This is a genomic window from Streptomyces sp. Ru71 (assembly GCF_002920535.1).
Taxonomy (GTDB): domain Bacteria; phylum Actinomycetota; class Actinomycetes; order Streptomycetales; family Streptomycetaceae; genus Streptomyces.
The window spans coordinates 1-20,087 of sequence record NZ_PQSS01000001.1; the positions used below are offsets into that span (position 1 = coordinate 1).

21 protein-coding genes and 1 pseudogene are annotated in these 20,087 nt (G+C 73.6%); 7 read left to right on the top strand and 15 right to left on the bottom strand.

Annotation, left to right across the window (positions count from 1 at the left end):
• A partial coding sequence (locus C3489_RS00005; RefSeq protein WP_146075253.1) for an MFS transporter occupies positions 1-712 on the bottom strand: 712 nt, incomplete at its 3' end.
• A gap of 208 nt (positions 713-920) precedes the next feature.
• On the opposite strand from C3489_RS00005, the gene C3489_RS00010 reads away from it, so the two are divergent.
• Positions 921-1,982: a YihY/virulence factor BrkB family protein gene (locus C3489_RS00010; protein WP_103778417.1), complete on the top strand. Its 1,062-nt coding sequence runs from the start codon at positions 921-923 to the stop codon at positions 1,980-1,982.
• A gap of 99 nt (positions 1,983-2,081) precedes the next feature.
• Here C3489_RS00010 and C3489_RS00015 read toward each other — a convergent pair whose 3' ends face one another.
• The 3 genes from C3489_RS00015 to C3489_RS00025 all read right to left on the bottom strand — a co-directional run bounded on the left by C3489_RS00015 (position 2,082) and on the right by C3489_RS00025 (position 3,645).
• On the bottom strand, positions 2,082-2,399 hold the full coding sequence (locus tag C3489_RS00015; RefSeq protein ID WP_103778419.1) for an SHOCT domain-containing protein: 318 nt from the start codon (positions 2,397-2,399) through the stop codon (positions 2,082-2,084).
• Positions 2,400-2,433: 34 nt separating this feature from the next.
• The gene (locus C3489_RS00020) at positions 2,434-2,856 is read right to left on the bottom strand and encodes a DUF6325 family protein (protein ID WP_103778860.1); all 423 of its coding nucleotides are present in this window, start codon (positions 2,854-2,856) and stop codon (positions 2,434-2,436) included.
• 126 nt (positions 2,857-2,982) lie between these two features.
• Positions 2,983-3,645 (bottom strand): GAP family protein, encoded by a 663-nt coding sequence (locus C3489_RS00025; protein WP_103778421.1) that lies wholly within the window; start codon positions 3,643-3,645, stop codon positions 2,983-2,985.
• Between the two features lie 243 nt (positions 3,646-3,888).
• On the opposite strand from C3489_RS00025, the gene C3489_RS00030 reads away from it, so the two are divergent.
• Positions 3,889-4,797 (top strand): YhjD/YihY/BrkB family envelope integrity protein, encoded by a 909-nt coding sequence (locus tag C3489_RS00030; protein ID WP_103778423.1) that lies wholly within the window; start codon positions 3,889-3,891, stop codon positions 4,795-4,797.
• Between the two features lie 118 nt (positions 4,798-4,915).
• Here the strand turns inward: C3489_RS00030 and C3489_RS00035 are convergent, their stop codons facing one another.
• Entirely contained in the window at positions 4,916-6,259 is a 1,344-nt protein-coding gene (locus C3489_RS00035; RefSeq protein WP_103778425.1) for a chloride channel protein, read from the bottom strand.
• A 352-nt stretch (positions 6,260-6,611) separates the two neighbouring features.
• Here C3489_RS00035 and C3489_RS00040 point away from each other — a divergent pair, with 352 nt between their 5' ends.
• Positions 6,612-6,950, top strand: coding sequence for a transglycosylase family protein (locus C3489_RS00040; protein WP_103778427.1), 339 nt, complete (start codon positions 6,612-6,614; stop codon positions 6,948-6,950).
• A 3-nt stretch (positions 6,951-6,953) separates the two neighbouring features.
• Here C3489_RS00040 and C3489_RS00045 read toward each other — a convergent pair whose 3' ends face one another.
• Positions 6,954-7,592: a response regulator transcription factor gene (locus C3489_RS00045; protein ID WP_103778429.1), complete on the bottom strand. Its 639-nt coding sequence runs from the start codon at positions 7,590-7,592 to the stop codon at positions 6,954-6,956.
• A complete protein-coding gene (locus C3489_RS00050; RefSeq protein ID WP_258054503.1) occupies positions 7,589-8,839 on the bottom strand; it encodes a sensor histidine kinase in 1,251 nt (416 codons plus the stop codon). Before C3489_RS00050 ends, C3489_RS00045 begins: the two co-directional genes overlap by 4 nt.
• A gap of 248 nt (positions 8,840-9,087) precedes the next feature.
• On the opposite strand from C3489_RS00050, the gene C3489_RS00055 reads away from it, so the two are divergent.
• Together C3489_RS00055 and C3489_RS00060 are read left to right on the top strand one after the other, a co-directional pair.
• Complete coding sequence (locus C3489_RS00055; RefSeq protein ID WP_103778433.1) at positions 9,088-10,176, top strand: ABC transporter permease; 1,089 nt, start codon at positions 9,088-9,090, stop codon at positions 10,174-10,176.
• Positions 10,173-10,847 carry an ABC transporter ATP-binding protein gene (locus C3489_RS00060; RefSeq protein WP_103778435.1) on the top strand — a complete coding sequence of 225 codons (675 nt, stop codon included), beginning with the start codon at positions 10,173-10,175 and terminating at the stop codon, positions 10,845-10,847. Before C3489_RS00055 ends, C3489_RS00060 begins: the two co-directional genes overlap by 4 nt.
• A 118-nt stretch (positions 10,848-10,965) precedes the next feature.
• Here the strand turns inward: C3489_RS00060 and C3489_RS38515 are convergent, their stop codons facing one another.
• The 7 genes from C3489_RS38515 to C3489_RS00095 all read right to left on the bottom strand — a co-directional run bounded on the left by C3489_RS38515 (position 10,966) and on the right by C3489_RS00095 (position 16,367).
• On the bottom strand, positions 10,966-11,334 hold the full coding sequence (locus tag C3489_RS38515; RefSeq protein WP_103778437.1) for a hypothetical protein: 369 nt from the start codon (positions 11,332-11,334) through the stop codon (positions 10,966-10,968).
• Positions 11,335-11,351: 17 nt separating this feature from the next.
• Positions 11,352-11,807: a tellurite resistance TerB family protein gene (locus C3489_RS00070; protein WP_103778439.1), complete on the bottom strand. Its 456-nt coding sequence runs from the start codon at positions 11,805-11,807 to the stop codon at positions 11,352-11,354.
• A gap of 244 nt (positions 11,808-12,051) precedes the next feature.
• A complete protein-coding gene (locus C3489_RS00075) occupies positions 12,052-12,714 on the bottom strand; it encodes a hypothetical protein (RefSeq protein WP_181139435.1) in 663 nt (220 codons plus the stop codon).
• Complete coding sequence (locus C3489_RS38975) at positions 12,711-13,277, bottom strand: DUF6114 domain-containing protein (RefSeq protein ID WP_219821912.1); 567 nt, start codon at positions 13,275-13,277, stop codon at positions 12,711-12,713. Before C3489_RS38975 ends, C3489_RS00075 begins: the two co-directional genes overlap by 4 nt.
• Positions 13,268-13,888, bottom strand: coding sequence for a DUF6230 family protein (locus C3489_RS00085; protein ID WP_103778441.1), 621 nt, complete (start codon positions 13,886-13,888; stop codon positions 13,268-13,270). The genes C3489_RS38975 and C3489_RS00085 overlap by 10 nt, the downstream gene beginning before the upstream one ends.
• 311 nt (positions 13,889-14,199) lie before the next feature.
• The gene (locus tag C3489_RS00090) at positions 14,200-15,771 is read right to left on the bottom strand and encodes a glycerol-3-phosphate dehydrogenase/oxidase (RefSeq protein WP_103778444.1); all 1,572 of its coding nucleotides are present in this window, start codon (positions 15,769-15,771) and stop codon (positions 14,200-14,202) included.
• Positions 15,768-16,367, bottom strand: coding sequence for a TetR/AcrR family transcriptional regulator (locus tag C3489_RS00095; RefSeq protein WP_103778446.1), 600 nt, complete (start codon positions 16,365-16,367; stop codon positions 15,768-15,770). The genes C3489_RS00090 and C3489_RS00095 overlap by 4 nt, the downstream gene beginning before the upstream one ends.
• A gap of 172 nt (positions 16,368-16,539) precedes the next feature.
• On the opposite strand from C3489_RS00095, the pseudogene C3489_RS00100 reads away from it, so the two are divergent.
• Both C3489_RS00100 and C3489_RS00105 read left to right on the top strand, forming a co-directional pair.
• A pseudogene (locus C3489_RS00100) lies at positions 16,540-18,139 on the top strand (FAD-binding oxidoreductase).
• Between the two features lie 40 nt (positions 18,140-18,179).
• Positions 18,180-19,061, top strand: a complete 882-nt coding sequence (locus C3489_RS00105; RefSeq protein WP_103778448.1) for a YegS/Rv2252/BmrU family lipid kinase — start codon at positions 18,180-18,182, stop codon at positions 19,059-19,061.
• A gap of 27 nt (positions 19,062-19,088) precedes the next feature.
• Here C3489_RS00105 and C3489_RS00110 read toward each other — a convergent pair whose 3' ends face one another.
• Positions 19,089-20,075 carry an aldo/keto reductase gene (locus tag C3489_RS00110; protein WP_103778450.1) on the bottom strand — a complete coding sequence of 329 codons (987 nt, stop codon included), beginning with the start codon at positions 20,073-20,075 and terminating at the stop codon, positions 19,089-19,091.
• Between the last annotated feature and the right edge of the window lie 12 nt (positions 20,076-20,087).

The following is a 20,087-nucleotide window of genomic DNA, read 5'->3' on the forward strand; positions in this document are numbered from 1 at the left end:
GCTGTGCCCGCAGCGGTGTCGACGGCCGTGCCGGAAGCCGCTGTTCGCGCGTACAAGACGTGAACACGAGGGCGGACACGGCCACGAGCGCGCCGAAGAGGAGATAGCCGGTGCGGTAGCGCTCGGTGAACGCGGCCGCCACCAGCGCGCCGCCGATGCTGCCCAGCGGCAGGCCGAGGCCCACGGCGGCGGAGGCCCGGCCCCGGCTCTCCAGCGGTATCCGGTCCGGGACGACCGAGGTCAGGGCGGCCTGGTAGACGTTCATGACGGCCTGCACCAGGCACCAGCCGATGGTGATCATCAGCACCGTGTGCACGCTGCCGAGCAGGAACACCGCGGGCACGGCGAGCAGTCCGCCGCCCAGGATCCACGGGTTGCGGCGGCCGGTGCGGTCCGACAGGGCGCCGGCGAGCGGGTTGAAGACGGTGGCGAAGACGGCGGCGATCCCGGTGACGAGCCCCAGATTGGCCTCCTTGTGTGCCGGGTCGATGTGCTCGACCTGCAGGGCGAGCAGGACGCCGGCGACGCCGATGTACAGCGCGTACATCGCGGTGTTGCCGAGCAGCAGCAGCGGCAGCAGGCCGCGCGCGGGCCGGTCGGGGCCGTCGGAGCGGCCGGCGGCGGTGGCCGCGGGGGACGAAAGGGCCACGGTGCCCTCCTCGATCGTCGTGAGCAGGCGGACCCGGGGCCGCCACGGGCCGGTGACGGCCATGACGCACCCAGGGAACGGAATGAGGGGTTTGAATGGGTTACACGTGTCAGTGACTCGCGTGGCTTCATTTCTTAACAGTCGCTGGATGTCCTGAACAGACCCCTCGCACCGAAAAGATGCAAACGGAAACCAACAAAACCCGAGGGCCTCGCGGCGGGGCGGAGCACCGGCGCGGCATGGGAACGCCCGTCGGGGTTACTTGACCGGCATGGCGAAGCTGCATCTTCCGGGACGGAAGGAACATCGCGACGAGGCTGCGGAGCGCCCGTCCGCACCGGAGCCCGAGGACCTCGGTCCCGGGCCCGATGTGGAGCGCCGGGCACCGCAGACCCCGACGAAACTGCCGAAGGGAGCGTGGCGGCGGATCCTCAAAGGGAGCCTGCGGGAGTTCAAGGACGACGAACTGGCCGACCGGGCGGCCGCCCTGACGTACTACGGCGTGCTGGCCCTCTTCCCGGCGCTGCTGGTGCTGGTGTCCATCCTGGGTCTGACGGGACGCTCGACCACGGACAAGGTGCTGGACAACATCCGGCAGCTCGCGCCCGGCTCGGCGCGTGACATCCTCACCCGGGCCGTCGAGCAGTTGCAGGGCAACGCCGGCACCGGATCGCTCATGGCGATCGTGGGAGTGGTGGTCGCGGTGTGGTCCGCGTCCGGGTACGTGGCGGCGTTCATGCGCGCGGCCAACGCCGTCTACGACATGCCGGAGGGCCGCCCCGTCTGGAAGATCCTTCCGGTGCGGGTCGGGGTCACGGTCGTGCTGATGGTGCTGGCGGTGGTCAGCGCCCTGATCGTCGTCTTCACCGGAGGCATCGCCCGTCAGGCAGGGGACGCCCTGGGGCTCGGCGACACCGCGCTGACGGTGTGGTCGATCGCCAAGTGGCCGGTGCTGGTCCTGCTGGTCACCGTGATGATCGCCCTGCTGTACTGGGCGTCCCCCAACGCGAAGGTCAAGGGGTTCAAGTGGATCACCCCGGGCAGCTTCCTCGCCCTGGTGATCTGGATGGCCGCCTCCGCCGGGTTCGCGGTCTACGTCGCCAACTTCGCGTCCTACAACAAGACCTACGGCACCATGGCCGGCGTCATCGTCTTCCTGGTGTGGCTGTGGATCGGCAACCTCGCGGTGCTGCTGGGGCTGGAGTTCGACGCCGAGACCGTGCGCCAGCGGGCCATCGCGGGCGGCCTGCCGGCCGACGCCGAGCCGTACACACAGCCCCGGGACACCCGGGCCTGGGACGAGGAGGACGTGCGGCGCATGGGTGAGGCCTGACACCGGGCCCGGGGCCGGCGGTGGGAAGGCACCGCCGGCCGACGGACGCAGGGAACCGGCCCCGCTCCACGGCATGGAGCGGGGCCGGTTCCCTGTCCGTCAGCCGAGCAGCCTGCGCTTCTGCTCCTCGAACTCGGCCTCGGTGAGGATGCCCTGCTTCTTGAGCTCGCCCAGCTCCTTGAGCTGGTCGATCTTGCTCGTCATGTCGTCGGCGGCGGGCGGCGCCGGCGGGGGCGGAGGCTCCTGGTAGGCCTGCTGATAGCCCTGCTGCTGGTAGCCCTGGGGCTCCGCGTAGGCGGACTGCTGTGCCTGGGCGGCCCAGCGCCCCTGCTGCCTGCGGGAGACCCGGTTGGAGACCGCGGTCGCCGTACCCGCGACCACGGCGGTACGGGCCACTCCGCGAAGAAGACCTGGCATGTGATCGCCTCCCACCCCGAAGGGTTCTCGTTCGTTAGGACGCGGCCTCGGCGGCTTCCAGGGACGCCAGGACCGCCTGCACGTTCAGCCGTCCGGAGGCGACCAGCTGCGCACCGCCGCGCCGCAGTGCGCTCGCGAAGGGCGCCGCCCACAGGTTCTCGTAGATCAGCAGTCCGGCCGAGCTGCCGGGCTCCACCGCCGCGGCGGCCTCCTTGAGGTCGTCCTCGCCCAGCAGTCCGGACTGCACGCCGTCGAAGACGGTGAGGTCGAGTTCCCCGTCCCCCGTCAGGTCGGCGATCTCCAGGGCGGTCACCGAGCCGTCCTCGTCCTTCCTGATGAACATCAGGTCCAGGATGCGGATGATGCCGCGGTCCACCAGATCGACCAGCAGGGGAAAGCCCTCGCCCGTCATGCGGTTGCCGGGGAACTCCACCACCACGTAGTCGATGGGTCCCATGTCGTCGAAATTCTCACCGAATTGTTCGCTCACGGTGGTCACCCCTGACGGTTGCGGGTCCCCCGAGTGCCATTCCACCACCGGACATGGGGCGACGCACCCCGTACGCGCACGCCGCCGCGCCGATCACGCGAGCTGCTGGATGCTGCGGCCCACCAGGAACAGCCCCGCCACCAGGGCCACGGCCACAAGTGCCTGCTCCTGGTGGGATTCCAGCCAGGTGCGCAGTCTGCCGAGGCGCACCCGGGCGGCGTCGGGCGAGAACGCCGAGTACAGCTCCATGGCCAGCAGTCCGCTGGTGGCGAGGAGGCAGTACCCGGCCAGCACCAGGTAGGACGAGGTGCTGGACATGTCCGCGCCGATCACCGTCGCCGCTCCGGCCGCCACCAGCCCCCACGGCTGGAGCAGCGGACCCAGTCCCGCGGCGGTCCACACCGAGCTCCGGTCGAGCCGTGCCATCAGGCCGGAGGACGAACTCTTCGCACCGGTCCGCGGTCCGGCACGGCGCCGGGCCCGGTGCCGGTACCACCCGTACCCGATCAGGCCCACGCCGATGGCGAGCTTGACGGCGGAGGAGGCGGTGGACGGTGGGGACTTGGGAGCCGGGGGCTTGCCGCCGGTGGTGAGCAGTACGGCGATGAGCACGGCCACGAAGCAGGCGAGCCAGGCGATGATGAAGGCGAGCCCCTTCCAGGTCCCGCCACGAGCCGACAGCACCAGCACGAACGCGGTCACCGACAAGGGGAAGACGGCGATCGCCAGACCGATGAACACCAGGTCAAGAACCATGACGGCCCCCGTGTGGACCTGCGGAACCGGCCACCGGGCGGCTCTGGCTCATGGCCCCATCATCGCCGCCCCGCCGACGCCCCACAAATCGTCGTCGCGGGCCCGTGCGTCCCTGGCCGCGCGCCTCGACGGCGGTGTGGCGGGCCCGTTCCCCCGTGCCCGGGCTCGCCCGCGTTCGCCCGTTCGGCCCGCGTCCCGCTCGTGCCGCGAGCCGGACGGCCGCGGCGACGGCACGCTGGCAGCATGCAGTCAGGGACCGGGGCCGGAGGGGAGGGACCGCACCGCCGTTCACTGCGGGAGCGGGGCGCGGCGACGGGGTCCTGGGTGCGGGGGCTGCGCACGCGGACGGAGACCCGCGTTCCACTCATCACCCACCTCATGTCGCACCTGGTCTCGGTGAACGTGCTCGACTCGGCGACGCGGCTGGCCGCCCAGGCGTTCCTCACGGCCGTGCCCCTGCTGTTCGTCGTGGCCGCCCTCGCCCCGCAGGAGCTGCGTGACCAGTTCGCCAGATCCCTGCAGGACGCCTTCGGGCTGTCCGGGAACGCGAACTCCCAACTGGCCATGGTCCTCCAGGGCACCGGCTCGCCCTCCGACGAGCTGCGGCAGACCACCGGGGTCGTGGGCGGCCTGATGGTGCTCATCTCGGCCACCGCGTGCAGCCGCGCCATGCAACGCCTGTGCGAACGGGCCTGGTCCCTGCCCGGGTCGGGTGCGCGGGTGGCCGCCTGGCGCTGGATCGCCTGGCTCGCGGCGTGGCTGCTCGTCTTCGGTCTCCAGGGGAGCCTGCGCGACGGTTTCGGGGTGGGGCTGTGGCTCGGCGTGCCGCTGCTGCTGGTCGAGGAGGTCGCCCTGTGGTGGTGGACGCAGCACCTGCTGCTGGCCGGGCGGGTGCCGTGGCCGGCCCTACTGCCGGGCGCGCTGCTGACCGGGGCGGCGCTGACCGCGCTGACCTCCACCGCGACGCTGTACGTACCCTGGGCGCTCGATCACAGCCTGGAGAAATACGGCTCGCTGGGCGCGGTCTTCACGCTGCTGTCCTGGCTGATCTCGCTGTGCGTGGTCGTGGCCCTGTGCATCACCGTGGGAGCGGTCGTGGCCCGCGAGCCCTGGGCGGCCCGACGCCTGGGCACGCCCGGCGTCCCTGCCTGACCGCGTTCCGGCGGCGCGGCACTGGCCTGGCCGCCGTCGTGGGCCGGGGACTGGCCTGGCCCCGGTCGTGCGGCGCGGGTGGGACTGGCACGGGCGAAGCGTGCGGCGCGTCGGCGGGCTAGCCGCCGTCCTGTGGGGCCGAGCGGTCCTTCACCCGGGCCGTGGCCGCCTCGGGCGCCGTCTCCGCGCGGCCGGGCTGCTCGTCGAAGGCCGGGATCCGCGGGCCCTGCGGCAGCCGTTGGGCGAGGACGAAGGACAGCACGGCGGCCAGCACCACCAGGGCCACGGTGTCCACGTTGCCCAGCAGGAGCACGACCAGGACCACGCTGCTCACCGGCACCCGCAGTGCCGCGGTCACGGAGGCCGCCATCCCCATCGCCATCGCCGGCACCAGCCCGAGACCGGGCAGCGGCGCCAGCAGCACACCGGCCGCCCCGCCCAGGAACAGGGCGGGGAAGACGGGGCCGCCGCGCAGGCTGCCCAGACACAGGGCGTACGCCAGGCCCTTGAAGGCCAGCACCGCGACAAGGGCGCCCACCGGCCAGGCATGCGGGTCCTGTGCCAAGCCGGACAGGGCGGCCTCCCCGGACAGAGCCGCCTCGGCCGGTGAGCGTCCGGTGGCGATCGCGTACAGCGTGACGCAGACCGCCGCCCCGAGGGCGCACAGGGTCGTGTTGCCCACCGTCCGGGTCGTCACGAAACGGGCCGCGTAGCGCCCGCCCACGAAGATCCAGTGGACGAGGAACGCGAGGGCCGGCGCCAGCACCAGCACCCACAGCACGTCGGGCCAGTCGAGGGGCGGCGGCTTGGGCAGGCCGATGTTCAGGCTCCCGGTCTGGAAACCGGTCCAGTGGACGAACCCGGTGAAGATCAGATCGCCCACCCCGCTCGCCAGCAGGGCCGGCAGCATCACCGCGAACAGCTGCGGGCCGCCCACCCCGGCGACCTCCATCAGCAGTACGGCGCCCACGACCGGGTTCCCGAAGAGCGCGGAGATGGCGGCGGCGGACCCGGCCGCACCGAGCAGGGCCGTGCTGGACGGGGTCTCCGGCGCCCTGGCCAGTTTCCCGAAGAGCAGCGCCAGTCCGCCGCCCATCGCGATCAGCGGTGCCTCGGGGCCCAGTACCGCGCCGAGGGGCAGGCCGACCAGCGCGGCGATGAGGACGCCCGGCAGTGCCTGCCAGGTGACCCCGCCGGAGTGCAGGCCGCCCGCCGGAAGGTGTCCGCCCCGGCCCGGAAGGTGTGTGACCACCAGGCCGACGACGACTCCGGCGACCGTCAGCAGGGGGAGCCCCCACCACCAGGGTGCGTGCTGCCAGCCGAGGTCCTTGGGCCAGTCCGTCCAGATCAGGTTCTCCAGCTCGTGGATCGCCACGAGGAACCAGAAGGCGATGAGCGCCACCGGAATGCCGATCAGGCCGCAGAAGACCAGGGCCCTGCGGTACTCCGGCCGGCCCAGCATCGTCCTCAGCAGGTTGGCTTCGGGAGGCTGGCTGTGCGCCGTTGACCCGGAGGCGCTCTCGGGCGTCGTGGAAGCGATGGGATCCTCCCGAGCTCGGTGCCCCGCGGGGGCACGTGTCGGTCCGGATGCCGGAACGCCGCGGGGAGATCGCGGCCGTTCCCACGAACGAACATACCCGTGGCCGGCGCGTCGCGCTTACCGGTACGGGGCCGACCGGGCAGCCGGTCCGGGGCGGCGCGCGGGCGTGTCCGTCCTCCGTTCGCAGGAGGCCCGACACGACTGGCCGCGGAGATCCCCGCTCCCTATTGTCACACCATGTAACAGTATGGTCATGAACTCGTTGCACAGAGTGATGAAGCATGCGGGCGGCTGCCCGTCGCGCCGCGCGAAGGCCACGCTGGTGCTCGTGACGACCCTCGCCGCGCTGACCACGGCCGGCACCACGGCCGAGGCCCTCCCGCGGTTCGGAACCGACTGGGACGCCATCGCGGCCTGCGAGTCCGGGGGCAACTGGAAGGCCAATACCGGCAACGGCTACTACGGCGGACTCCAGTTCAGCCGCTCCAGCTGGGTCGCGGCCGGCGGCCTGAAGTACGCGCCGCGCGCCGATCTCGCCACCCGCCGGGAGCAGATCAAGGTCGCCCGGCGTCTCGCCGCCCAGCAGGGCATGTCCGCCTGGGGCTGTGCCTGAACGTCAGCGGCGGATCAGCCCCAGATCCGTGGCGACCGCGACCGCCGCGGTGCGCGAGTCCACGCCGAGCTTGGCGTACACCCGCGCCAGGTGCGACTTCACGGTTCCCTCGGTCAGGTGGAGCCTCCGGGCCACGGCCTGGTTGGACAGCCCGTCGGCCACCAGGGTCAGTACCTCCGTCTCCCGCCGGGTCAGCGACGTCCCCGGCGTGCGCAGCCGGTGCAGCAGCCGGTCGGCGACGGCCGGGGCCAGCGCCGACCGGCCGGCCGCGGCGGTGCGCACGGCGGCGGCGAGCTCCTCGGGCCGGGCGTCCTTGAGCAGGTAGCCGGTGGCACCGGCCTCGATGGCGGGCAGGGTGTCGGCGTCGGAGTCGTACGTCGTGACGATGACGACGCGCGGAGCGCCCGGCCGGGCGGTGATCGCGGCGGTCGCCTCGGCTCCGTTCATACCGCCCTTGAACTGCAGGTCCATCAGCACCACGTCGATGCCGCCGCCGGCCGCACGCGCGACGGCCTCCTCGGCGGTGGCGGCCTCCGCCACCACCGCGAGACCGGGCTCCGTCTCCAGGACGGCCCGCAGCCCGGCCCGCACCACGGGGTGGTCGTCGGCCAGCAGCAGGCGGATGGGGGCGTCGTCGGTCACGGGCGGGCCTCGGGCTCGGAGTCGGAGTCGGCGGTCGGGGGCAGCGGCAGCCGGACGGTCAGCGCGGTGCCCCGCCCCGGCGCGGACGACAGGGCGAACGTGCCGCCCAGTTCCCGCACCCGCGCCCGCATGGCCGCCAGGCCGAAACCGCCGCCCCGCGGATCGGGGGCGGACTGCCGCTCCGGGTCGAAACCGACGCCGTCGTCGACGACGTCCAGCGTGACCTGTCCGGCGAGCCGGCCGAGCGTGACGTCGACGGTGGTGGCGCGGGCGTGCCGCACGGTGTTGGCCACGGCGGACTGGGCGACGCGCAGCAGGGCGACCTCGTGCCCGGTGGGCAGCGGCACCGGGGCGGCGTCGCGGTGCAGACGCGCCGTGAGCGGGTGCCGCGCGGACGTGGTGGCGCACAGCCGTTCCAGGGCGTCGGCCAGCGTGCTGCCGTCCAGTGCCGCGGGGGCGAGCGCCGCGACGAAACGCCGGGCCTCGGCCAGGTTGTCCACCGCGGCCTGCCGTGCCTGCTCCACGTGGCCGGCGGCCTTCTCCGGCGCCCCGGGCAGCGCCCGCCCGGCGGCGGTCAGCAGCAGCTGGATGCTGGACAGGCCCTGCGCCAGCGTGTCGTGGATCTCCCGGGCCAGCCGCTCGCGCTCGGCCAGCACCCCGGCGGCGTGCTCGGCGGCGGCCAGGCCGGCGCGGGTGGCGGTGAGCTCCTCGATCAGCCGGCGCCGCTGCTCGCTCTCCCGGTACAGGGCCTGGTAGCCCCACACCACGGCCATCGCCACGGCCGCGCCGAGCGCGGGGCCGATCGCCATCGCCGGACTGAAGGACCCCTGGTGCTCGGCGAACCCGGTGATCGCCGCGGCGGCGGTCGCGGCCACCGCGGCGGACGCGGCACGCCGCGGCAGCAGGTGCAGCTGCAGGAAGTACAGCGGGAAGGCGACCCACACCCCGTCCGGGGTCAGCGCCAGCAGCACCAGCCATACGACGCTCACGGCGCCCAGCCATGCGGCGGCGGCCCGGCGCGAGGCGCGCACGCGCGGCAGCAGCGGACCGGCCGCGTAGACCAGCGCGCACGCCACGGCGAGTGCGGTGACCGCTGTGGGACGGGGCGCCCCGGCGGTGACGGCCCGGACTGCGGCCAGCCCGAGCAGGCCGACGACCAGCAGGTGCAGACACCAGGTCAGGACCCGGGTCGTCGGGACGGGGAGCGGAGAGGTGGCGGCGGTCACGGCTCTTGCTGATGTCTTCACGGTGCTTACGGGGGAGGGAGAGCTGCTCACCGAGGAAGGAGAGCAGGGCGAACAGGCGGATCGAGGAGACAGGGGGGCTTCGGGGCCACCTTACGTTTCGCGGCCGGCCCCGGCCTCTGTCGAAAGGTGCAATCGCCCCGGCATCTTTCGCCTCGCGAAGTGCGCTCCGGCGCCGGATGCCCGGGGCCGGGGTGAGGGCTGAGGGTGGAGCCGTTCCGCTTCCCCCGTAGAAAGGCCTGGTCGCAGCCGTGTTCGTCGCCTGGCGGGACCTCCGCTTCGCCAAGGGGCGCTTCGCCCTCATGGGCACTGTCATCGTGTTGATCACCCTGCTGGTCGGCCTGCTGTCCGGACTGACAGCGGGCCTGAGCCGGCAGAGCACCTCGGCGATCACCTCCCTGCCCGCGGACAGGATCGCCTTCGCCGCGCCCCCCGACGGGCGTGACCTGTCGTACACCGACTCCACCGTCACCGAGGACCAGTGGCGGCGCTGGGCGGCCACGCCCGGCGTCATCCGGGCCGAACCGCTCGGCATCACCCCCGCCAAGGCCACCGCCGGGGCACGCAGCGCCGGTGTGACCGTCTTCGGTGTGCGGCCGGGCTCCGCCCTGGCACCGGCCGGTGGCCGGATCGACGACCGTTCGGCGGTGCTGTCGACCGGGGCCGCCGACGACCTCGGCCTGCAGGTGGGCGGCACGCTCACGCTGGCCGGGCAGCGGCTGACCGTGGCCGCCGTACGCTCCGACGCGTCCTTCAGCCACACCCCGGTCGTCTGGACCAGCCTCGCCACCTGGCGCGGCCTCGCGCCCCCGAGCGGTGCCGCCGGCGTTGCGACCGCGACGGTGATCGCCCTGTCCACGGTGCCGGGCGCCGACCTGGCGGCCGTGGACGCGCGGGCGCACACCAGGACGGTCTCCAAGGACGCCTCCCTGGCCGCGATCGGCTCCTACACCTCCGAGAACGGCTCGCTGCAACTGATGCGCGCCTTCCTGTTCGGCATCTCGGCCCTGGTCGTCGGCGCCTTCTTCACCGTGTGGACCATCCAGCGCAGCGGCGACATCGCCGTGCTGAAGGCCCTCGGCGCCTCCACCGCGACCCTGCTGAAGGACGCGCTCGGGCAGGCCGTGGCGGTGCTGGCCGGCGGCACGCTGATCGGCACCGCCCTGGCCGTCGCCGTGGGCGGTCTGGTCGCCGGACGGGCGGTGCCGTTCGTCCTGACGCCCGCGACGGTCCTCGTCCCCGCCGGGGTCCTGGTCCTGCTCGGCGTGCTCGGCGCCGCCCTCGCCGTCCGCCGTATCACCTCCGTCGACCCGCTGACCGCTCTCGGGAGCGCACGATGAGCCTGCACCTGACCGACATCACCCTCACCTATCCCGACGGTGAGCGCCGCCTGACCGCCCTGGACCGCGTCACCCTCACCGTGCCGAAGGGCAGCCTGACCGCCGTGGTCGGCCCGTCCGGCTCGGGCAAGTCCAGCCTGCTGGCGGTCGCCGCCACCCTGCTGACACCCGATCAGGGCACCGTGACCATCGATGGCACCGCCACCACCGGGCTGTCCCGCGCCGAGCTCACCACGCTGCGCCGGCGGCGGATCGGGCTCGTGTTCCAGCAGCCCAGCCTGTTGCCGTCGCTGACCGCCGTCGAGCAGCTCCAGGTCATGGCCCAGCTCGCCGGCCGCCGCCCCCGGGCGGCGCGCGAGCGGGCCCTCGCCCTGCTGGACGCCGTCGGACTGGCCGAGCTGGCGGGCCGCCGCCCGCATCAGCTGTCCGGCGGTCAGCGCCAGCGCGTGGCCATCGCCCGCGCGCTCATGAACGAGCCGACGGTTCTGCTGGTCGACGAGCCGACGAGCGCGCTGGACCGGGCGCGCGGCGCCGCCGTGATCGACCTGCTCACCCGCCTGACCCACGAACGCGCCACGGCCACGGTGCTGGTCACCCACGATCCCACCCACCTGGCCGGCACCGACCAGGTGGTGGAGGTACGGGACGGGCGGTTGTGTGAGGTCCCGTGAACGCGCTGGACGCCGTCCATCGTGTCGAGCCCGTCGAGGACGGGCAGCAGGCGCCGTTGCGTCACCAGCGCGCAGGCGGTCGCACGGCTCAGCCAGTACGGTCGGGGCCGGGACGCCGTCAGGCGTGGTCCACCAGCACGGCCAGTCCGGCCATCAGGCCCAGGAAGGCCAGCTCCGCCAGTGCGCACACGAACAGCACCAGCCAGCCGGTCACGATGCCTGCCAGGGCCAGTCCGCGCCCGTCACCGCCGAGCCGTCGGCCGCGGAAGCGGCCCACGTGCCCGGCGGGGACGGCGATCAGCGCGCACAGGGCCGCCATGCCGATGAAGACGCCGGGGTTGAGCCAGGCGATGCCGGTGGCGAAGTTGCCCAGGGAGGCGACCGCGCCCAGCGCGAAGAAGCCGCTGACCTTGGCGGCCCGGTTGCGACCCGCGAGCGACGGCGCCGGGTCCCCGGTCGCGGGGCGGTCCTGCTCCGCGGTGCTCACCGTCGGGTGCCCCCGGGTCAGAGGTCGAACTCGTGCGGCGGCAGGTCCAGCGTGTAGCACGCCTCGCGGACCACCGCCTGCTCGTCCTTGTCGAAGTCGCCGTCGGCGCCGCCGATGACGATGCCGATCTGGATGACGGCCCGCGCCTCGGCGGGCTTCTTCTTCGCCTTGGCGATCTCCTGCATCACGCTGACCTTGCCGAAGTCGAAGTCGGCGGTCAGCTTGTTCAGGTTCTCCTCGAAGCGGCGGCGCAGGTCGTCCGCCGGGAAGTTCTGCAACACCTCGTTGGTGGCGATCAGTTGGGCCACCCGCTGGCGCTCCGAGGGATCGATCGTGCCGTCGGCCGCGGCGACCAGCGCGCACATCGCCATGCTCGCGTCGCGGAAGGCGCCGCTCTTGAGGTCGTTCTTCTTCGCCACGAGCTGGGTCTGCATCTGCGATGCGGACTCCTTGATGCGGTCCCACAGGGCCATGCCAACTCCATACGGGTAGTGAGGTCTCCGGCCGGGCGAGCGACCGGAGCTGCGGTGAACTTCTACAACGCTGTAGAAACTATCAGGAAGGGAAGAACCGGGCCGTACCGCTTCCCCTCCTTGATACGAACACCGGCTTGCGGGTGTTCCTGAAAGGGCCTCACTCTCGTCGTCCGCACGCCAACGGCCGGAAAACGCACAGGGGTGCGCGGGACGGAGCCCGCGCACCCCCGGTCGGGCCGGATCAGGGACCGACGGTGATCTGCTGGCTGGGATCGGTCGTGTCGGCCACGGTGTAGGCCAGGTTGACGGTGGAGGTCGTCGCGCTGGTGGGGCAGCCGAAGGTGCCGGTGACGCTCACGGGCACGACGGCGTTGACGACGGACAGGCTGGAGGGGGCGCCGTTGGTCCAGGTGCCCGCGATGGACGCCGGGCCGTTCGGCGCGGAGACGATGGTGCAGGTGGCCAGGCCGCTGGTCTTGACGACCATCCCGCCCTGAGGCACCGTCAGCGTCGCCGACACCGGGGAACCGTTCTGGACGGAGATGCCCCAGGTGCCGCTGGTCGTCACGGTGGGGGTCACGCCGGCCATGCTCGACGTACAGGAGCTGAACGTGGGAGCGGCGAGGGTGGAGGCCACCGGGCCGGCGGCGTTGTGGTTGGCGGGTGCGGCGGGGACCTGTCCGGTGGTGGTGGAGACGGAGCAGGTGAGGGTCACGGTGCCGGCCTTGAACGTGGCCTTGCCGGACAGCGTGGCCTTGTAGGAGTGTCCCGCCGGGGTGACCGTGGTCGAGCCGGCGGCGGTCTGCGCCTCGGCGGTCGTGCCGGCGAGCAGCAGCGCGGCGGTCGCGGCGGCACCGGTGGCGGTGCAGAGCAGCGTGCGGACGCTGTGGGGACGGAGCGTCATGGTGTGAGTCCCTTTCCGTACGTATCGGCTGACGGGATGCGAACGGTTGGTGCGGTGCGGTGCGCGGTGGTGCCTGTGGGGGGTGGCGTACCGGGGGTGTCGGCGGCCGTCTCGGGCGGCTCGGCGGTGGCCGGGGCCGGGGCGGCGGTCCGGGCGGTGGGGCCGCCCGGCTCGTCCGCGGCCGGTTCCGTGGCCGGTTCCGTGGCCGGTTCCGGCCGCACCGGCTGCCAGGCGAAGATCATCGAGCCGCCGACGATGCCGAGCAGTGTGCCGAGGAGGAACCCGCCCAGGTTGGACATGACCAGGGCGGCGACGGCCAGCAGCACGGTGAGCGTGCCGGCCAGGCCGCGGTAGTGCGGGGCGACCCACGCGGACAGGCCGAGCACGATCATGACCAGCCCGAGCAGGACGGACGGGAGGCCGGCCACGCCCTGTTTGAGCATGACCTCCAGCGGGGCGAGGGGAAGGACGCAGATCTCGCCGCCGGCGAGGACGGTGGCCAGGCCGCCCCAGAAGGGCCGGCTGCGGCGCCAGGCACGCCACTTGCGCCGGCTCAGAAACATTCCTTCTTCCCCTTGGTGACCTTCATCTTGAGGCCGGACAGCTTGAACGTCCCGGCGTTGGCGGCCCAGGCCACCTGCCGGAGGTTGGTGATCTCCATGTCGTCGGCCTGCTGGGAGAAGGCGTCCTGCATGCCCTGCGCGCCCTCGGGGCCCTTGTCGAGGGTGGAGGCGTCCCGGCCGATCTCGATGGTGTGGAAGGTGGCGTTGCCCTCCAGCTGCGTGGCGTCGAGGAAGAGGTTCTCCGCCTCCACGGGGGTGGCGCCGCCGCCGGCGGTCAGGGTGAGCGAGATGTTGCCGAGCACGGGCAGTTTGGTGACCACCGACTGGCAGAGGTTGTTGATCTTCGCGGTCCTGATGCCGACCGTGGCGACCGGCAGAAGGTCGTTGCGGGCGTTGGTGTCGATGGTGCCGTACTGGGCGAAGCCCTGGCCGGTGAGGCTGTCGGCGGACACCTTGAACTGCTGGCCCGACACCGCGAACGAGGCGGCGATGGCGCCCTGTGCGAGGGCGACGCCGAGGGCGGCGGTGGCCGCGCAGCCGGGGACGGCGAGAGCTGCGAACCGTCTCCACCGGATGCGGCCGACAACCTGTCCGCCTTGCTGGTCTTTCATCCTCTTTGTCCTTTCGTGCGGAAAAGGGCGCCCCGAGGGGCGAGAGGGGTGAGGGACCGGCGGTGCGAGCGGGCGCACGGGAAGGCTGCTGCGCCGGCGGTTCGCGCCGCGGGCAGTGCGGGGTTACTGACGAGTCAGGTTAAAGGTGCCAGTAGGCGTTGGCATAGTTGCCGCGTGAACACTGTTTCGGTCATGTTTCCGCATGGCGAAAGCACGGTGAACGGCCAACTGCCGCCGCTCAGCGCACAGTTGGCCGTGAAGTGACCATGGCCGGTTCGGGGTGCGCGACCCGGCCGCGGTCTGTCGTCCCGTCAGTCGCGTTCGGCCAGAGCCCCGCCGACGATCTCCTCCACGGCGGGCAGGGCCGCCGCGCGGTCCTGCGGCACGACGCCGATCCGGGTACGGCGGTCCAGGACGTCCGCGGCGTCGAGCGCGCCCTCGTGGCGCACCGCCCACAGCAGTTCGGCCCCGGTGACCGGGTGGCCGGGCAGCACGGGCTCGGCCAGGCGCGGATCGTGCCCGGCGAGCGCCTGGACGGCGGTGGCCTCGGTGCCGTAGCGCTGGACCAGGCGGCGCGGGGCGGGCAGCGCGCCGAGCCGGGCCGGGGCGGCGGCGCCGACCAGCGGCAGCGCCGCGGTGGGGGAGGGGCCGGCGGGCAGTCGGCGGGTGGCGACGGCGCGGTCGACGGCGTCCTGGGCCATGCGCCGGTAGGTGGTGAGCTTGCCGCCCACGACGGTGACGACTCCGTCGGACGACGTCAGGACGGCGTGGCGGCGGGAGATGTCGGCCGTCCTGGCGGCGGTGCCGTCGGCGGTCGTGTCCAGCAGCGGGCGCAGGCCCGCGAACGCGCCCACCACGTCGGAGCGGTGCAGCGGGGTGTCCAGGGCGGAGCCGAGGATGTCGAGCAGGAAGCCGATGTCCGTCTCCGGCACCTCGGGCACGTCGGGCACCGGCCCCTCGACCGGCTCGTCGGTCAGGCCGACGTAGACCCGGCCGTCGCCCTGGGGCAGGACGAGGACGAAGCGGTTGGTCTCACCGGGGACCGGGATGTGCAGGCCGGCCGGCAGCGGGCCGAGGCGATCGGCCCGCAGGACCAGGTGGGTGCCGCGCGAGGGGCGGATCCGGATGCCGTCGACCAGGCCGTCCGCCCACACCCCGGCCGCGTTGATCATCGCGCGGGCGCGGATCTCGCCCTCCTCGCCGGTGAGTTCGTCGCGTACGCGTGCGCCCCACCCCGACAGCTCCAGCACCCGCAGCCGGGTCAGCACGCGCGCGCCGTGCGCGGCGGCGGTCCGGGCCAGGGCGGTGACCAGACGGGCGTCGTCGGTGAGCCTTCCGTCCCAGGACAGCAGGCCTCCGCGCAGTCCGCCAGAGCGCAGGCCCGGGGCGAGCGTACGGGTCTCGACCGCCGACAGCCGGCGCGGCGCCGGCAGCGTGCCCCGGGCGGTGCGGGCGGCCAGCCGCAGTGCGTCGCCGGCCCGGAAGCCGGCCCAGGCCAGGGCCGCCTGACCGCGCGACACCAGCGGGGTGAGCGGCAGCACGAACGGCTGGGCGCGCACCAGATGGGGAGCCGTGCGCTCCATCAGCACCCCGCGCTCCACGGCGCTCTCGTGCGCCACGTCGAACTGCGCGGAGGCGAGATAGCGCAGGCCGCCGTGGATGAGCTTGGAGCTCCAGCGGGAAGTGCCGAACGCCAGGTCGTGGGCGTCGACGGCGGCGACCGTCAGGCCGCGGGCGGCCGCGTCCAGGGCCACCCCGGCGCCGGTGGCGCCGAGCCCCACGACGAGGACGTCCACCGGCTCACCGCCGACGGTCGCGGCGAGGTCGCGCGTGCGGCGCGCGGCGGACAGGGACGAGCCGGGGCGCGGGGCGTCGGTGCTCATGGCGTGAGGGTCCTCTCCAGGATGGTCCGCAACTCCCCGAGCAGGGCGGCGGAATCGAGGTCCGGGTCGTCCTCGTCGGTCATCGTCCGCAGCGACAGCGTGAAGGACTGGACGACCAGCAGCAGGGCGCGGGCCTGGCGTTCGGGACGGCCGGCGCGCACGGACCCGTCGGCGTGACCGTCGCGCAGGCCGCCGGTCAGCAGGTCCAGCAGGGCTTCCTGGCTGGCGCCGCGGCGGTCGAGCACGTAGGGCAGGAGCAGTTCGGGGTCGACGTCGACGATCTTGCGGAAGAGCGGGTGGGCGCGGAACGCCTCGACGCCGTTCACCAGGCCCTCCACGATGAGCTCCCGCGCGCTGCGGCCCGGGCGGGGCGCGGGCATGGCCGCGGTGGCCACGCCGATCCACTCGCGGGTCATCAGGTCGCCGACGAGGGTGCGCACATCGGGCCAGCGCCGGTAGAGCGTCATCCGGGAGACGCCCGCGCGACGCGCCACGTCGGTCAGGGTCGTACGGCGGACGCCGACGGCCAGGACGCAGTCGCGCACCGCGTCCAGTACCGGATCGCTGTCCCCATCGTTGTGACGAATAGGCGTCATGTGTCACAGTGTAACCCCCCCCCGCCGCGGTGCCGCGGGACCGCCCACGGGCGGTCCCGGGGCGGCCGTGCGGCGGCCCACCGGCCGCCACGCGACGGGTGACGCATGCCGACCGAGGCCGACAGATCGACAGATCGACAGGTCGATGGACCGACAGATGAGGACAAGCGCCGTGGACATGCTGTGGAACGGCTGGGGCGACCCGGCCAAGGCGGCCCCGCTGCCCGAGCCGGTGATCGGCCTGCTGCGCGACCTGCTGGGCGTCAAGCCCCGCGAGGCCGAGCCGCCGCGCCTTGAGGACATCGACGTCCCCGACTCACCGCTCGACGCGGCCGTACGGCGGGAACTGGCCGAGGCCGTCGGCGGCGAGAGCCAGGTGCGCACGGACCCGGAGACCCGGCTGCGGCACACCCGCGGCAAGTCCACCCCCGACCTGCTGCGCATCCGCGCCGCCGACACCGGCGACATCCCTGCGGCGGTCGTGCTGCCCGGCGGCCACGACGACGTCCTCGCCGTCCTTGGCGTGTGCGCGCGTCACCGGCTCCCCGTCGTGCCGTTCGGCGGCGGCACCTCCGTCGTCGGCGGCCTCGCACCCGAGCGGCGCGGCCCCTTCGTCGCCCTGGACCTGCGCCGCATGGACCAGCTGCTCGATGTCGACCCCGTCTCCCGCACCGCCACGTTCCAGCCCGGGCTGCGCGCCCCGCACGCCGAGGCGCTGCTGGCCGAACACGGCTTCACCCTCGGCCACTTCCCGCAGTCCTACGAGTGGGCCACCATCGGCGGCTTCGCGGCAGCCCGCTCCAGCGGCCAGGCCTCGGCCGGATACGGCCGCTTCGACGACATGGTGCTCGGCCTCACCGTCGCCACCCCCGAGGGCACCCTCGACGCCGGCCGCGCCCCCCGCTCGGCCGCCGGCCCCGACCTGCGCCAGCTGATCCTCGGCTCCGAGGGCGCGTTCGGCGTGATCACCTCTGTCACCGTGCGCATCCGCCCCCAGCCGCGCGTCCGTCGCTACGAGGGCTGGCGCTTCGCCTCCTTCACCGAGGGCGCCGCCGCCCTGCGCCGGCTCGCCCAGGACGGGCCGCGCCCCACCGTGCTGCGGCTGTCCGACGAGACCGAGACCCTCATCGGCCTCGCCCAGCCCGACGCCATCGGCGCGAGCGGCCTGCCCACCGACGCCGGCTGCCTGGCGATCGTCGGCTTCGAGGGCACCGAGGAGGACACCGCCCACCGCCGCGAGGGCGCCGCCGCCGTCCTCACCGAAGCCGGCGGCACCCCCCTGGGCGCGGAACCGGGGGAGCGCTGGGCACACGGCCGCTACTCCGCCCCCTACCTGCGCGACTCCCTGCTCGACGCGGGCGCCTTCGCCGAGACCCTGGAGACCGCCGCCTTCTGGTCGCGCATCCCGGACCTGTACACGGCCGTCCGCGACGCGCTCACCTCCACCCTCACCGAGGCGGGCACCCCACCGCTGGTGATGTGTCACATCTCGCACGTCTACGACAACGGCGCCTCGCTGTACTTCACTGTCGTCAGCGCCCAGGGCGAGGGCGACCCCGTGGCGCACTGGACGCGGGCCAAGCACGCCGCCAACGAGGCGATCCTCACCGCCGGCGGCACCATCAGCCACCACCACGGTGTCGGCACCGACCACCGCGACTGGTACGTACGGGAAGCCGGCCCGCTCGGTGTGGCGGCCCTGCGCGCCGTCAAGGCACGCCTGGGACCCCGACGGGCTGCTCAACCCCGGCGTCCTGCTGCCCACGGACTGAAACCCCCGCCCGCCCGCTCGACCGCCCCGGAGGCTCACCCATGCGACAGTTCACCGCCGTCGTCAACCCCACCGCGGGCGGCTCGACCGCCGCGGCCGCACTGCTGCGGGTCGCCCACGTGCTGCGCGCGGCCGGGGCGGAACTCGACACCGAGTACAGCCGCAGCCTCGTCCACGCCCAGGACATCGCCCGTGCCGCCGGTGAACGCGGCCGGATCGTGCTCGCCGTCGGCGGCGACGGCATCGCCGGCGGCATCGGCGGCGCCCTCAGCGGCACCGGGTCCGTGCTCGGCCTGGTCCCCGCCGGGCGGGGCAACGACTTCGCCCGCGCGCTGGGCCTGCCCGCCGAACCCGAAGCCCTCGCCCGGCTGTTGCTGGAGGGCGAGGCGCGGCCGGTGGACACCGTCGAGGTGGAGTCCGCCGTCCACCACAAGACGGTCGTGCTCGGCAGCGTGTACGCGGGCGTCGACGCGCTGGCCAACCGCCACGCCAACCACGCCCGGCTGCTGCGCGGCTCCGCCTCCTACTACGCGGGCGGCCTGCGCGCGGTGACCACGTGGCGGGCGGCCAACTACCGGGTCACCGTGGACGGGCAGGAGCACACCCACCGCGGCTACACCGTCGTCGCCGCCAACTCCCCGTACTACGGCTCGGGCCGCATGATCGCGCCCGGCGCCCGCGTCGACGACGGCCTGCTGGACGTCGTCATGATCGAGGACGCCCCCCGCCGCCTCTTCTTCGCCCTGATGAACGAACTGGCCACGGGCGCCCACGTGGCCCGCCCCCAGGTCCGCGTCCTGCGCGGCCGGGAGATCCGGATCGAGGCCGACCGCGAGGTGCCCTACGGCGCCGACGGCGAGGTGGACGCGGTCCTGCCCGTCACGGCGCGGGTGCTGCCCGGGGCGCTGCGGATCGTGTACTGACCGGGGCCGGCCCGGCTCGGCCGTCGTTCAGCCGTCGACGAAGGTGAGGCTGGTCGCGTCATAGCGGCTGCCCGCCACTTGGTCCGCGGGAGCGGCGGCCTCGATGGCCGCGAGGTCCTCGGCGGACAGCTCGACGTCCAGGGCCGCCACGTTCTCCTCCAGGTACGCGATACGCCGGGTGCCCGGGATGGGTACGACGTCCTCGCCGCGGTGCTGGACCCAGGCCAGGGCGAGCCGGCCCGCCGTGACGCCCTTGGCAGCGGCCAGCTCTTCCAGCCGTGCCACGATCGCCAGGTTGCGTTCGAGGTTGCCGTCGGTGAAGCGGGGCTGGCCGCGCCGCAGGTCCGTCTCCGGCAGGCCGTCCAGCGACTGGTAACGGCCGGTCAGGAAGCCCCTGCCCAGCGGGGAGAAGGGCACCAGGCCGATGCCCAGCTCACGGCAGACCGGGACGACCTCCCGCTCCACATCACGCGTCCACAGCGACCACTCGCTCTGCAGCGCGGTGATCGGGTGCACGGCGTGCGCCCGCCGGATGGTCCCCGCGCTCGCCTCCGACAGCCCGAGATGGCGGACCTTGCCCTCCCGCACGAGGTCGGCCATGGCCCCGACCGTCTCCTCGATCGGCACCCGCCGGTCGACACGGTGCAGGTAGTACAGGTCGATGTGGTCGACCCCGAGCCGGCGCAGCGACGCCTCGCACGCCTGGCGCACATAGGCGGCGTCGCCGCGGATCACGGTGGGTTCGCCCAGACGGCTGGCGAAGCCGAACTTGGTCGCCAGCACCACCTCGTCACGGCGCCCGGCGATCGCGCGGCCGATCAGCTCCTCGTTGTGCCCGGCTCCGTAGAAGTCCGAGGTGTCCAGGAAGTTCACCCCGAGGTCGAGGGCGCGGTGGATGGTCGCGGTCGACCGGGCGTCGTCCGAGGCGCCGTAGCCATGGCTCATGCCCATGCAGCCCAGGCCCTGCGCGGAGACCGCCAGTTCGCCGAGGTACCGGGTGGGGACGTGGGTCATGCTGCTGCCTCC